The organism is Rhizobium sp. L1K21 (assembly GCF_024055895.1).
Lineage (GTDB): Bacteria > Pseudomonadota > Alphaproteobacteria > Rhizobiales > Rhizobiaceae > Ensifer_A.
Window position 1 is genome coordinate 50,784 of the sequence record NZ_JAMXLE010000002.1, and the last position, 13,576, is coordinate 64,359.

The 13,576-nt window shown below is 56.1% G+C and carries 12 protein-coding genes; 4 read left to right on the forward strand and 8 right to left on the reverse strand.

Annotated features, from left to right (window positions below):
* Position 1 precedes the first annotated feature (1 nt).
* Complete coding sequence (locus tag NHF56_RS12695; RefSeq protein ID WP_252805080.1) at positions 2–1,954, reverse strand: acetoacetate--CoA ligase; 1,953 nt, start codon at positions 1,952–1,954, stop codon at positions 2–4.
* Positions 1,955–2,154: 200 nt separating this feature from the next.
* Between NHF56_RS12695 and NHF56_RS12700 the strand changes: the two genes are divergently transcribed.
* Positions 2,155–4,122 (forward strand): AsmA-like C-terminal region-containing protein, encoded by a 1,968-nt coding sequence (locus NHF56_RS12700; RefSeq protein WP_252805082.1) that lies wholly within the window; start codon positions 2,155–2,157, stop codon positions 4,120–4,122.
* A gap of 90 nt (positions 4,123–4,212) precedes the next feature.
* Entirely contained in the window at positions 4,213–4,458 is a 246-nt protein-coding gene (locus tag NHF56_RS12705) for a hypothetical protein (RefSeq protein ID WP_252805084.1), read from the forward strand.
* 20 nt (positions 4,459–4,478) lie between these two features.
* On the opposite strand, the gene NHF56_RS12710 is transcribed toward NHF56_RS12705, so the two are convergent.
* From NHF56_RS12710 to NHF56_RS12735, 6 genes are all read right to left on the reverse strand, one after another.
* Positions 4,479–5,294, reverse strand: a complete 816-nt coding sequence (locus tag NHF56_RS12710) for an ABC transporter permease (RefSeq protein WP_252805086.1) — start codon at positions 5,292–5,294, stop codon at positions 4,479–4,481.
* A gap of 10 nt (positions 5,295–5,304) precedes the next feature.
* Entirely contained in the window at positions 5,305–6,210 is a 906-nt protein-coding gene (locus NHF56_RS12715) for an ABC transporter permease subunit (protein ID WP_252805088.1), read from the reverse strand.
* A gap of 4 nt (positions 6,211–6,214) precedes the next feature.
* Positions 6,215–7,357 (reverse strand): ABC transporter ATP-binding protein, encoded by a 1,143-nt coding sequence (locus NHF56_RS12720; RefSeq protein ID WP_252805089.1) that lies wholly within the window; start codon positions 7,355–7,357, stop codon positions 6,215–6,217.
* A 75-nt stretch (positions 7,358–7,432) separates the two neighbouring features.
* A complete protein-coding gene (locus tag NHF56_RS12725) occupies positions 7,433–8,530 on the reverse strand; it encodes a polyamine ABC transporter substrate-binding protein (protein ID WP_252805092.1) in 1,098 nt (365 codons plus the stop codon).
* 225 nt (positions 8,531–8,755) lie between these two features.
* Positions 8,756–9,853: a polyamine ABC transporter substrate-binding protein gene (locus tag NHF56_RS12730; protein WP_252805093.1), complete on the reverse strand. Its 1,098-nt coding sequence runs from the start codon at positions 9,851–9,853 to the stop codon at positions 8,756–8,758.
* 113 nt (positions 9,854–9,966) lie between these two features.
* Positions 9,967–11,385: a short-chain fatty acyl-CoA regulator family protein gene (locus tag NHF56_RS12735; protein WP_252805095.1), complete on the reverse strand. Its 1,419-nt coding sequence runs from the start codon at positions 11,383–11,385 to the stop codon at positions 9,967–9,969.
* A gap of 238 nt (positions 11,386–11,623) precedes the next feature.
* Here NHF56_RS12735 and aceA point away from each other — a divergent pair, with 238 nt between their 5' ends.
* Positions 11,624–12,913: an isocitrate lyase gene (aceA, locus tag NHF56_RS12740; protein WP_252805097.1), complete on the forward strand. Its 1,290-nt coding sequence runs from the start codon at positions 11,624–11,626 to the stop codon at positions 12,911–12,913.
* Between the two features lie 72 nt (positions 12,914–12,985).
* A complete protein-coding gene (locus NHF56_RS12745; RefSeq protein ID WP_252805102.1) occupies positions 12,986–13,228 on the forward strand; it encodes a hypothetical protein in 243 nt (80 codons plus the stop codon).
* Positions 13,229–13,266: 38 nt separating this feature from the next.
* Here NHF56_RS12745 and NHF56_RS12750 read toward each other — a convergent pair whose 3' ends face one another.
* Positions 13,267–13,446: a hypothetical protein gene (locus NHF56_RS12750; RefSeq protein ID WP_252805104.1), complete on the reverse strand. Its 180-nt coding sequence runs from the start codon at positions 13,444–13,446 to the stop codon at positions 13,267–13,269.
* Positions 13,447–13,576 lie beyond the last annotated feature (130 nt).

A 13,576-nucleotide genomic window follows, 5' to 3' on the forward strand; every position in this document is an offset into this window, starting at 1 on the left:
ATCAGCTCTTCAGTTCTTCCAAATCGGCGAAAAGTTCCAGTGCTTCCGGGTTGGCAAGCGCTTCCTTGTTCTTCACCGGACGGCCATGCACAACCTCGCGCACGGCAAGCTCAACGATCTTGCCCGACTTGGTGCGCGGGATATCGGCGACTGCAATCACCTTTGCCGGAACGTGGCGCGGTGAGGCACCGACGCGGATCTTGGTCTTGATCTTCTTGATCAGCTCATCATCCAGCGAAACACCTTCGGCCAACCGCACGAAAAGGATGACGCGCGTATCATCGTCGAAATCCTGGCCGATGCAGATCGCCTCGATGACCTCGTCCAACTGTTCGACCTGGTTATAGATTTCTGCCGTACCAATGCGTACACCACCCGGATTGAGCGTGGCATCAGATCGTCCGTGGATGATCATGCCGCCATGTTCTGTCCATTCAGCAAAATCACCATGGCACCAGACATTGTCGAAACGTTCGAAATAGGCGGCGTGATATTTCTTTCCGCCTTCGTCGTTCCAGAACATGATCGGCATGGAGGGGAAAGCCTTGTCGCAGACAAGTTCGCCCTTTTCACCGCGCACCGGCTTGCCTTCATCGTTCCAGACATCCGTTGCCATGGCGAGACCGGGCCCCTGAATTTCGCCCTTCCAAACCGGCTTGGTCGGCACGCCCAGGACAAAACAGGCGGCAATATCGGTGCCGCCCGAAATGGATGCGAGATGCATATCCGATTTGATGCCATCATAAACGAAGTCAAACCCTTCCGGCGACAGGGGCGAACCGGTGGAGGTCATCATGCGCAGGCTTGAAAGATCGTGGCTTTGTTTCGGCACAAGGCCGCCCTTGCGAACCGCGTCGATATACTTCGCCGACGTTCCGAAGATCGCGAATTTTTCCTGTTCGGCATAGTCGAACAGAACATTGCCATCCGGATAGAAGGGGGAGCCATCAAAGAGGCAGAGCGTTGCGCCGCTTGCCAGACCCGAAGCGAGCCAGTTCCACATCATCCAGCCGCAGGTGGTGAAGTAGAAGAGCCGCTCGCCCGGCTGAATGCCGCAGTGAAGCTGGTGCTCCTTGATATGCTGCAACAGTGTGCCACCAACCGAGTGGACAATGCATTTGGGAATTCCGGTCGTACCAGACGAGAAAAGAATATAAAGCGGATGCGCAAACGGCAGGCGGGTAAATTCCACCGGCTTTGCATCGAAGGGCGCGATAAAATCGTCGAAGGTGCGGCCATCGCTCAGCGATGCGGCGAGTGCATCTGCGTCGCCGGCATAATGGACGACCAGAACCGGCGCGCCCAGTTTGCCTGCAATCGTGCGCACCTTGTCAGAAACATCCTGCAGCTTGCCATTATACCAATAGGCATCGCAGGTTATGAAAAGCTTCGGCTCGATCTGGCCGAAGCGGTCCAGCACACCCTGATCGCCAAAATCCGGCGAGCAGGAAGACCATATTGCACCGAGCGAGGTGGCTGCGAGCATGAGGGCATAGGTTTCCGGCATATTCGGCATCATGGCGGCAACGCGGTCGCCTGCGCCAATGCCCATTTGCTGCATGGCCTGCTGCAGACGGGAGACCTTCTGATGCAGTTGATCCCATGACCAGCGGTCGGAAATCTTGTCTTCACCGCGGAAAATCAGGGCATCGTCAGCGCCTGAATATTTCAGAAGGTTTTCTGCAAAGTTCAGCTTGGCCTCGGGGAAAAAGCGGGCCTCCAGCATATTTCCGTTGTCGATCAGAGCCGGGCCACTCAGATCACCCAAAACGCCGGAATAGTCCCAAACGGCCTGCCAGAAATGGCCGCGCTCATTGATCGACCACGCATGAAATGAATCATAGCCATCGAATGTCTTGCCGTAGCGATCTGCGCAGTAAGACATGAATTTGGTGAGCGGACTTGCCGCAATCATTTCAGCTGAAGGTTCCCAAAGTGCCTTTTCGACTTGCATTCATACCCTCCCAGCAGATCGAAAGATGACAACACGAATGTGCTGCGGTGCGATAGCATGTAGGTAAACAATGCGACGCCGGAAATGTAAAGCGCCGAAACCCGATCGCCGCAGTTTCGGCGGATATTCAGGCGAAAGCGATTGCCCACAGGCGGATTTGATTTCTGCTTCCTGAAGGCTTATCGAAGCTTTCAGGGAGAATGTTCAATATTGGGATTTGCGTACAGATGGTCACCAATCATCGGCAAGAGGGAACGCCGGAAAGACGGGCGTTGATCTTGACCTGGGCAAGGCGAGCCTTTTTTGGTGCCATCGCATTTGTGCTGGTGGTTTGGGTCTGCGTGCGGCTTGTGCTGCCGATCTTTCTGACCGACGAGGTCCTGCACGAAAAGATCGAAGCGGCGCTTTACGAAAATACCGGCTTTCGGCTTGAAATCGCGGGAGAGGCCAAGCTGATTTTCTCCCCCCTGCCCGGCGTGCAGCTCAACGGCGTGACTGTCCTTCCCGCTGACAGGGCAGACAAAAGGCCGATCCTGCAAGCGTCCCGCGTTTCGGCAATGGTGGATATCGTTTCGACATTGCTGGGTTCACCATCGCTGTCGAAAGTCTACCTTACCGACGCCCAATTGCGCTTTTCCAGCAATGCAAGCGGGCACAACAATCTGGAACCCCAACCGCCGGTCAAACCCGTCGCGGCAGATGCAAACGAGCCCCCCGCCGCTGACGCCCAGCAAGAAAATGCCGCACCTTCGGCGCCGCAGCAGGCTCAAGACCCTGCCTATATGAACAATTTTCCGGTCAAGGAAATCGTTTTTACCAACAGTTCCCTTGAAGTCTTCGAGGACGGGGAGCTGACAATCCTGCTGCAGAATGCCAATGGCAATGTTCGCTGGCCGGGGATGAACGAGAGGCTTTCGCTGAACATCACCACCGACTACCGCGGCAAGACTTTGACAGTCAGAGGCGGATCGAGCGAAGCCGGCAAGCTGGTTCAGGGCGGGCTCGGTCAGTTGGCTTTCACCGTGCGCAGTGACTTCCTGAATGCGGATTTCGACGGTATCGGCAATTTGGGCAACCCTGCCTACCTCGATGGTAACTTCAAGCTGCAAAGCGAGGCGCTGCCGGATCTCTTCGAGTGGCTGGGCGACCCGGTGCACGCCTCCGTGCCGATCCGTTCCATTGAGGTGACTTCCAAACTCAAGACATCCGGTTCCACCCTGACACTCGATGGCTTGCAGTTGACGGTCGACAATGTGCCGGCCAGCGGTGCGATCGAAATTGGCCTGCCACCCGGCGGTACGCCGTCGCTTGCCGGAACGCTCGCATTCGAGACGTTCGACATTTATGGCTTCTTGTCCACCTTTACGCCGATCCCGGTCGGCCCGGGTGGTGAGGGTAAGAAAGTCGATACGGCCTTCCTGCGGCGCTTGAAACTCGACCTTCGCCTTTCGGCGGACAAGGCCAGCTACGGCCCCTTCAATCTCACCGGCATGGCGGCCAGCGCACGCATTGAGGATCGCTTTGCCTCCTTCGATATCGCAGCGAGCCGATATGCCAATTCCAGCGTGACCGCCCGTCTGACGCTGGATGAGCGCAACCTGCCGCAGAGAACAGGTTCGCTGCGGCTCGACACGGGCAAGATCGACCTTGGCGTTGTGGCAAAGGCACTGAATCTTGAGGGCCCGCTGCCGGAAGCAAAGGGCAATATTTCTGCCGAGCTCTCGGCCAACCTGCCGTTCTGGGCTGCCTCAGCATCCGACATCAGCGGCATGATGGAGATCAAGACCGGGCCCGGCGTGCTTCAGAATTTCGATGCCAGAACATTCCGCACAAAAGCTGCGCGTGAGGATTTCTTCAACATTTCCGATGTGTCAGACGGCTCGATGGCGTTCCAGAGCCTGAACCTGAACGCGCAGATCAAGAACGGCCTTGTTGAGTTGACGACAGCTGAGACCACCGGGCAATACAACAATCTGTCTTTGAAGGGTATCATCCCCTATCGCAACCAGAGCCTTGCGCTGACGGGAACACTTTCCTCAACCAGCGATGCGCCGGATAATGTCTATTTCTTCGCCGGTGGCGCATGGCCGGATATCGTGATTACGCCTGTCAGCGCGATGGTGAGGCCGGCGGGCTCCAAGTCCAAGACCGCTGAAGACGGAAACTGATAGCGATCCCGATAACCGGGCTTTTGCTGCCGTATTTTCCTATGTAAGCTTGGGCGTAGCTGGACGATACAGGCTTCAAGGGGGCAGGTTTTGGGTCGTTTCTGGATCGGTTTTCTCAAAATTGTGCTGGCCTCGCTGATTGCGGGGACAGCGCTTTCCTTTGTCGGCCTCACGCCCAAATCACTGATTGGGTTTTTCGGCCTGACTCCCGAAGAACTGGTCATGCATCTGCAAGATTTCGGCATTTGGGCGGCGCCGCGCATTGTGCTCGGCGCCATGTTTGTCGTGCCGCTCTGGCTGGTTGCCCATATTTTCATGCCACCACGCGGACAGTAAAATAACCCGCGCCTCCGCCGCTATTGGGCGAAGGCTGCCTGTTCATCGCGTCTGCGCTGCACTTCGCGTCGCTTGGTGAGAACCGAAGCGATGATGACCCCTGTTGCGACAATGGCGACGAGGATGGTTGAGACCGCATTGATCTCCGGCGTCACGCCAAGCCGCACCTGGCTGTAAATCTTCATCGGCAGGGTGGTCGCCCCCGGCCCCGAGGTGAAGTTGGCAATCACCAGGTCATCCAGCGACAGCGTGAAAGCCAGCATCCAACCTGAAACAACCGCAGGCGCAATGACCGGCAACGTCACCTGAAGGAAGGTTTTCAGCGGTGTTGCACCGAGATCCATGGCCGCCTCTTCAATCGAGCGGTCCATGCTGAGCAGACGCGATTGCACAACAACCGTGACGAAACACATGGTGAGCGTAATATGCGCCATGGTGATGGTCCAGAAGCCGCGGTCAAAGCCAGCCGCCACAAAAAGCAGAAGCAGGGACAGGCCGATGATGACATCGGGCATAACCAGCGGCGCATAGACCATGCCTGAAAACAGCGTGCGGCCACGAAACTTGGTGAAGCGGGTGAGTGCCAGAGCCGCCAATGTCCCAAGAACTGTGGCGACCGTAGCAGCGAGCAAGCCGACCCGGATCGTGACCCAGGCGGCATCCATGAGGCCCTGGTTGTTCCAGACTTCGCGATACCATTTCGTTGAAAAACCGGCCCAGACGGTCACCAGTTTCGACTCGTTGAACGAGTAGATGATCAACAGCAGGATCGGCAGATAGAGAAAGGCAAAGCCGAGTGCGATTGCCGTGACATTGAAGCGGGACATACGGTTCATCACACGCCTCCTATTGCTGTGCTGCTTTGGCCTGCGCGTTCTGGAAGATCGCAATCGGGATCACCAGAACAAGAAGCAGGATGATGGCAACGGCCGCCGAAACGGGCCAGTCGCGGTTGGCATTGAATTCGGTCCAGAGCGTCTTGCCGATCATCAGCGTGCTCGATCCACCCAAAAGGTCCGGGATCACGAATTCGCCGACTGTTGGAATGAAAACCAGCAGGAAGCCGGCGATGACACCGGGCAAGGACAGCGGAAAGGTAATCGTCCAGAAGGCTTTCAACGGCGGGCAGCCGAGGTCGCCTGCAGCCTCGATCAGCGACTCGTCCATCTTTTCAAGCGTTGAGTAGAGTGGCAGCACCATGAACGGCAGGTAGGAATAAACAATGCCGATATAGACCGCGATATTGGTGTTGAGGATGATGAGAGGATCATCAATGATCCCGATTGCCTGGAGAAACTGATTGAGAAAGCCTTCCGGTTTCAAAATGGCAATCCAGGCATAAACGCGGATCAGAAAGCTCGTCCAGAAGGGCAGGATCACCAGCATCAACAGCGTGGGGCGGATCGATGTTGGCGCGCGCGCCATGCCATAGGCAATGGGATAACCGATCAGCAATGTCAGGCAGGTGGATATGAAGGCGATCGTGAGGCTGGAAATATAGGCGTTGATATAAAGCGCATCTTCGGTCAGCCAAATGTAATTGTCGAAGGACAGTTGCCCGATATTGTCCCAAAAGCCTTGCCAGCCATCGCTCAGGCTGAAAACCGGTAAATATGGCGGCATGGCAATCGCGGTCTGCGAGAACGAAATACGCAAAACGATGAAAAACGGCACCATGAAGAAGATGATCAGCCAGATATAGGGGATGGCGATCACCAGACGGTTGAAGAGTGCGTTGGAGAGCTTGGTCATGATCTCAATCCTTCAGCACCACACCGGCATTGTCATCGAAGGAGACCCAGACCTCTTCGTCATAGCCAATCGGGTTTTCCAATTCACGCGAGGCGTTCAGGCGCGAGGCGCGCACGGTCTGCCCGGAGGCAAGCTTGACAATATAGATCGTCATATCGCCGAGATAGCCGATGTCCCAAATCTCGCCCTTCACGGCGTTAAACCCAGGATTGGCGGGGGCCTCGCGGGCGATGCGAACCTTTTCCGGGCGGATGGCGAATGCGGCGGCTCCGCTTGCCGGTCCGCTGCCATTCTGTTCAGCAACGATCGTCAAATCTTCACTGACCGCAATCTGCGTTTTGCCGCCTTCGCTTGAGACGACATTTCCGTCGAAAATGTTCACATCGCCGATGAAATCGGCCACGAAGCGGGAATTGGGTGCTTCATAGATTTCCGCCGGTGTGGCCACCTGCACAACCTTGCCCGCACTCATGACAGCAATGCGGTCGGCCATGGTCATGGCCTCTTCCTGGTCGTGGGTCACGACGACGAAGGTCAGGCCGAGATCCTGCTGCAGGTCCATGAGCTCGAACTGGGTTTCTTCGCGCAACTTCTTGTCCAGCGCACCCAGCGGTTCATCGAGCAGAAGCACTTTCGGCTGCTTGGCGAGCGAGCGGGCAAGCGCCACACGCTGGCGCTGTCCGCCGGAGAGCTGATGCGGCTTGCGGGAAGCAAATTTCTCCAGCTTGACGAGCTTGAGCATCTGCGCCACGCGATAAGCGATCTGATCCTTCGGCATGCCGTCCTGTTTCAGGCCGAAACCGATATTCTTTTCCACCGTCATGTGCGGGAAGAGCGCATAGGACTGGAACATCATATTGACCGGGCGGCGATAAGGCGGCGTTTGGGAAAGGTCCTGTCCATCGAGAATGATCTGTCCCGAGGTTGGCGTTTCAAAGCCCGCCAGCATGCGCAACAGGGTTGATTTGCCGCAACCGGAAGCGCCGAGCAGCGCGAAAAATTCGCGATTGTAGATGTCGAGCGAAAGATCATCGACAGCGGTAAAGTCGCCGAAACGCTTCGTCACGTTTTTAAAAGAGATATAGGGCTTTGCGGAAGAATCGTTCCACGGAGCAAAAGAACGCCGGATACTGCCAAGCGATTTCATGAAGTGTCCCCAATAAGCTGAAAAACAGACTTAAAACCAAAAGAGCCCGGGTTGTTCACCCGGGCTCCTGTCTTGTTATTGACCGGTCACGATGCTGGTCCATTCGCGCGTGAGTATGCGCTGTGTCTTGGGGTCCAATGGCAGGTGAACGTAAAGTTTTTCCATGGTCGCCGGTGGCGGGTAAATGGCCGGATCGTCGAGAACTTCCTTGTCGATGAATTCCTGCGAGGCCTTGTTGCCGTTTGCATAGAAGACGTAGTTCGAAGCTTTCGCGATCACTTCCGGCTTCATGATGTAGTTCAGGAACGCGTAAGCTTCTTCCTTGTGCGGCGCATCCTTCGGGATCGCCATCATGTCAAACCACATCAGCGCGCCGCCTGCGGGGATGGAATAATCAACCTTCACGCCGGCATCTGCTTCGGCGGCACGGTCACGCGCCTGCAGCACATCGCCCGACCAGCCAACCGCCAGGCAGATATCGCCGTTTGCCAGGGCGTTGATATATTCAGACGAATGGAACTTGCGGATCGAGGGGCGAATGGATTTCAGAAGTTCCGCCGCCTTCTCCAGGTCTGCCTTGTCTGTGGAGTTCGGGTCGAGGCCCAGATAGTTGAGCGCAGCCGGCACGATCTCGGTGGGCGCATCCAGGAAATGAACGCCGCAATCCTTGAACTTGGCAATCATTTCGGGGTCGAAGACGACGTTCCAATCCGGTTTTACATCGGGGCCGAGAATTTCTGCAACCTTGTCGACATTGTAACCGATGCCTGTGGTGCCCCACATATAGTCGATACCGTAATCGTTCACATCGCCGAACTGGGCTGTGCGCTCCAGAATTTTGTCCCACATATTGGAGATATTCGGGAGCTTCGACTTGTCGAGCTTTTCAAAAGCGCCGGCCTGGATCTGCCGCTGCAGGAAGTCGGCGGTGGGAACCACCACATCATAGCCGGACCCGCCGGCGAGCATCTTGGTTTCCAGAATTTCGTTGGAGTCGAAGACGTCATAGACGACCTTGATGCCCGTTTCCTTGGTAAAGTCCTCAAGGATGGACTCATCAATATAGTCCGACCAGTTGTAGACATTGACAACCTTGTCCTCTGCCATCGAAGCCGAGGCAACGCCGGCGAGCAGCGCGGCGGACAGGGCTGAAATCTTGAGAGTCTTGCGCATTCTGTTCTCCTGTTCGAGGGCGACTTGAGGTCGCTTTTTCTCCTCTTGTTCAGAGACTAGAAAGGATTTTTTCATGCAGCAAGGTTTTTTTGAGTTGGTTATGTAATGAATTCACTCAGGGCCGGTGCGGCAAGCAGTGTGTCAGCGATATTTATTGTCCATGGACAAGAGTCAAAGGCATAGCGTGATCATACGCTGATGCCAAAGCTCTTGACGCGCTTTTGCCTACTGGCCTGTCAGCACTCTCGTCCAGACCCGCGTCATGATCCTCTGCGTTTTGGGATCGACTGTAGCCAGCGTAAAGCCCTTGGCCATCGTTGCATCGTCCGGGTAGATCGCAGGATCGTTGATAATATCTTCATTGATGAATTGCTGAGAGGCCTTGTTGCCATTGGCGTAGTAAACATAGTTGGTCGCCTTGGCGATCACCTCCGGGCGCATGATGTAGTTCAGGAATTCATAGGCCTCTTCCTTGTGCGGCGCGTCTGCTGGAATGGCCATCATGTCGAACCACATGGCAGCACCCTCAACCGGGATGGCATAGTTCACATGAACACCATTGTTGGCTTCGGCGGCCCGGTCACGCGCCTGAAACACGTCGCCGGAATAGCCAAAGGCAAGGCAAATGTCGCCATTGGCCAATGCGTTGATATATTCTGATGAGTGGAACTTGCGCACATAGGGCCGGATCGACATCAAGACCTCTTCGGCTTTCTTGTAGTCGTCCGGGTTCGTGCTGTCAGGATCGAGGCCCATATACATCAGGAGCGTGGGGATCACATCCTGCGGTGCATCGAGAATTTGAATGCCGCAATCGGCGAATTTGGCGGCCACGTCCGGCTTGAAGAGAACGTCGAGGCTCAGGTTTTCATCCGTCCCCAAGATCGCCTTCACCTTATCGACATTATAGCCGATGCCGTCCGTGCCCCACATATAATCGATCGCATAATTGTTGCCGGGATCGTATCGCGCGGTCCGCTCGTTGATGACATCCCACATGTTTTTCAGGTTCGGCAGTTTGGATTTGTCGAGCTTTTCGAATACGCCTGCCTCAATCTGGCGGGTCAGGAAATTGGCGGTCGGAACCACGACATCATAGCCGGTGCCGCCGGCCAGCAGTTTCGTTTCCAGTATCTCGTTGGAATCGAAGACGTCATAGACCACCTTGATACCCGTCTCCCTGGTGAAATCCTGCAGGATCGTTTCATCAATATAGTCCGACCAATTGTAGACGTTGACCACGCGGTCTTCGGCGAGAGCATGCGAAAGGGGTGCCGCAAGCACTGCGAGAGCGGCTGCGGACAGGCGGGTGATTTTGCGCATTGGCGTATCCTGAAAAGGTGCAATGGCAATAGGGTTATGCTTCGATCTTCAGGATGACAAGCGGCATTTTACAAACGCCGCTACCAGGCACCTGACCGCTTGACCACCGACACTTATTGAAAGTCGAAAATGCTGAGGCCTGTCACCATCTCGTCCAATCCCAATGGCCGGGTGAGTGGCGCTTCAGCGCGCGCCAGACAGCCCTGCCGCTCGCACAGGCGACACGCCGGACCGACCGCCAGAGGCCCCATTGCGCCGCGTGCTGCATCACCATAGACGGTTTCACCCTTGTGTGCGCCATCACAGCCTATGAGAAGTGCGGTGCGGCGAACGCGTTCGGCAAAGGCGCCCTGTGGCCCTTCCAGCGTTCTGGAGATCGTCAGGAATTCCGCGCCATCGGGCATTTCCACATCGTCGACCAGTATCTGGCCGGGCTGGGCGAAGGCGGCGTGAATATTGAGCTTGGGACAGGCCCCGCCAAAGCGCGATTGCGGAAAACCCTGCGCACCGGCCCTGCGGAATATGTGTCCGGCATTGTCGATTTCCAGCATGAAGAACGGAACACCAGCACTGCCCGGCTTCTGCAGCATCGTCAGACGGTTTGCTGCCTGCTCGAAGGACACGGCAAACCGCGAGCGCAAGACATCGACATCATATTTCACACGCTGGGCGGTGGCCAGAAAATTGCCATAGGGCATCATCAGCGCATGGGCGGCATAGCGGGCAAGTTCGAAACGAGCGATGCGGGAGGCTTCGTGGGATGAAAGTTTCAACCCTTCAAGCTCTTCGAGAATCGCATCCTTGAGGGCCAGCAGAGAGGCTTCCATGGCGATCTCGCGCAGCTGGTCAAATGGCGAGAGCCGCTCGGAGAGGAAAAGCCGCATCGAATGGCGGTCATAGCGCCGCCGCAGGCCTGGCATCGTGTGGACGGGCAGAAGCTTGACAACAATGCCATGGCTTTTCTGCAGCCAGTTTCGAATTGCGCCGGAGAGATCGTCACCCGGCTTCAGCTCCTCGTGGAAGCGCTCGGCAGCCTCTTCAATGAGAGCGAAATAGTTGGGACGCTTTTCCAAAACATCGCGCACCTCGTCCATGGGTAGCCGAGTGGCGGAGACGGATGTCTCATGGCCTTCACGGGCCAGAAGGTCGGCAAGATCGGTCAACCGCGAGGCCTGTTCCTTGTAAGCGCGATAAAGCTTGACCAGACCGCCTGCCGCATTGGGGGCAGCCTCGGCCAGTTCAATCAACTCCTGATCCCCGGGTATCTCGCCGGCCAGCAGTGGATCGGAAAAAACTTCCCGCAGCTGCGTCACGCTACCACCCGCCTCGCCCTGCAATTCGTCCAGATCGATCTTGAAGACAGAGGACAGCTTCAACAACAGCTGCACCGTCAATGGACGCTGGTTGCGCTCGATCAGGTTCAGATACGAGGGCGAGATTTCCAGCGCTTCGGCCATGGCCGTCTGGGTTAACGACAGTGTGTTGCGGACGCGGCGCAGGCGCGGACCGGCAAAGATCTTGTTTTCTGCCACTTTGACACCTTTTACAAACCATGCATTGATTTTTACAAAATGTGAATTTTACATTTTTTACAAATTTACAAGATCATTTTGTCAAAGACAAGACATCATTACCCTTTTATCGCGCTGAAAATACACATTTTTCTCGACTATTTTGCGCTGCACTGTAAATTCAGTCACATCAAAACACGCACATGACTGACGTTCCCAGCGCAGCCATTGCAACAACCAGACTTTGACGGAGAAAAATATGACTGATTTTTACAATCTCGTTCCTGGTGCACCGGAAGGCCGTTACGAAGGCATTGAGCGCCCCTATACCGCGGAAGACGTCAAGCGTCTGCGCGGCTCCGTACAGATCAGACACACATTGGCTGAAATGGGCGCGCAGCGCCTCTGGAAGCTGATCAACGAGGAGGATTTCGTCAACGCTCTGGGCGCTCTCTCTGGCAACCAGGCCATGCAGATGGTTCGCGCCGGCCTGAAGGCGATCTACCTTTCCGGCTGGCAGGTTGCTGCCGATGCCAACACGGCATCTGCCATGTATCCCGACCAGTCGCTCTACCCGGCCAATGCCGCCCCTGAGCTTGCCAAGCGCATCAACCGCACGCTGCAGCGCGCCGACCAGATCGAAACGGCTGAAGGCAAGGGTCTTTCTGTTGACACATGGTTCGCACCGATCGTTGCTGACGCTGAAGCCGGCTTCGGCGGCCCGCTCAACGCCTTTGAAATCATGAAGGCCTTCATTGAAGCAGGCGCTGCCGGCGTTCACTTTGAAGACCAGCTGGCTTCTGAAAAGAAGTGCGGCCACCTCGGCGGCAAGGTTCTGATCCCGACGGCAGCACATATCCGCAACCTGAATGCGGCACGTCTGGCTGCTGACGTCATGGGCACGCCCACGCTCATCATCGCCCGCACGGATGCCGAAGCTGCCAAGCTCCTGACCTCCGACATTGACGAACGCGACCAGCCCTTCGTCGATTATGATGCCGGCCGCACGGCAGAAGGCTTCTACCAGGTCAAGAACGGCATTGATCCGTGCATTGCGCGCGCCATTGCCTACGCTCCGCATTGTGACCTGATCTGGATGGAAACCGGCAAGCCGGATCTGGAACAGGCCCGCAAGTTTGCCGAAGCCGTTCATAAGGCACATCCGGGCAAGAAGCTTGCTTACAACTGCTCGCCCTCTTTCAACTGGAAGGCAAACCTGGACGACGCGACGATTGCCAAGTTCCAGCGCGAACTGGGTGCGATGGGCTACAAGTTCCAGTTCATCACGCTTGCCGGTTTCCACCAGCTGAACCATGGCATGTTCGAACTGGCCCGCGGTTACAAGGATCGTCAGATGGCGGCCTATTCCGAGCTGCAGGAAGCCGAATTCGCTTCCGAGGTCAACGGTTACACCGCGACCAAGCACCAGCGCGAAGTCGGTACCGGTTATTTCGATGCGGTTTCCATGGCCATCACCGGCGGTCAGTCTTCGACCACTGCCATGCATGACTCAACCGAAACCGAGCAGTTCAAGCCGGCTGCTGAATAACAAACAAGCCTCCTCCCGCAAACAAGCGGGAGGAGGAGCCAAGCTCACAAACCCCGATAGAGGAGAAATGCCATGAATGCCCCAGCTACCCGCGTTAAGGAACGTGCCGAAGAACAGTCTTCTTCCATGAGCCAGGACCAGCAGGCCCTGATCCGCATGGTCGCCAACGATCTCCACCGCCTGAACCAGTCGGTTATGAAAGCGGTTGATGCGGGTGTTTCCGTGGAGCTGGTTCGCTCCGCCCGCCACCATGGCGGCGAAGGAAACTGGGGCGATCTCCTGATCCCGGTTATCGTGACCCAGGGCCGCTCTTAAGAGCTGCCGACAAAAGCTCAAAAGACATCCAGTCGCTTTCAGGTGCAGCCTTTCCCCGGCTGCACCTGTTTTTTGTCGGTGAAGGTCTCGTCTGTTGGCATCTGCGAAAACATCTTGACCGGAGAGCCGTTGAGGATACGCGAATAGAACGAGGCCAACCGAGAGCCGTTTTCCTGGTAAAAGCGATCCTCTGCCTCGCGGTCAGCTTTGGCTGACAAGGGGCGGTCTTTGTCTGTTCTGCGGTTTAATATTGCGAAAAAACAGTAGCTCACTCGGGATGCTCCTTTCCGTAAGAGGCATCCCGTTTTTTATGCATCATTTTTGAATTTACATAGGCTTATAAATGCG

Excerpts from the sequence above, each read along its gene's own strand:
- NHF56_RS12695 (WP_252805080.1), bottom strand. The coding sequence starts at position 1,954 with ATGCAAGTCGAAAAGGCACTTTGGGAACCTTCAGCTGAAATGATTGCG.
- NHF56_RS12700 (WP_252805082.1), top strand. The coding sequence starts at position 2,155 with ATGTTCAATATTGGGATTTGCGTACAGATGGTCACCAATCATCGGCAA.
- NHF56_RS12710 (WP_252805086.1), bottom strand. The coding sequence starts at position 5,294 with ATGAACCGTATGTCCCGCTTCAATGTCACGGCAATCGCACTCGGCTTT.
- NHF56_RS12715 (WP_252805088.1), bottom strand. The coding sequence starts at position 6,210 with ATGACCAAGCTCTCCAACGCACTCTTCAACCGTCTGGTGATCGCCATC.
- NHF56_RS12720 (WP_252805089.1), bottom strand. The coding sequence starts at position 7,357 with ATGAAATCGCTTGGCAGTATCCGGCGTTCTTTTGCTCCGTGGAACGAT.
- NHF56_RS12725 (WP_252805092.1), bottom strand. The coding sequence starts at position 8,530 with ATGCGCAAGACTCTCAAGATTTCAGCCCTGTCCGCCGCGCTGCTCGCC.
- NHF56_RS12730 (WP_252805093.1), bottom strand. The coding sequence starts at position 9,853 with ATGCGCAAAATCACCCGCCTGTCCGCAGCCGCTCTCGCAGTGCTTGCG.
- aceA (WP_252805097.1), top strand. The coding sequence starts at position 11,624 with ATGACTGATTTTTACAATCTCGTTCCTGGTGCACCGGAAGGCCGTTAC.
- NHF56_RS12745 (WP_252805102.1), top strand. The coding sequence starts at position 12,986 with ATGAATGCCCCAGCTACCCGCGTTAAGGAACGTGCCGAAGAACAGTCT.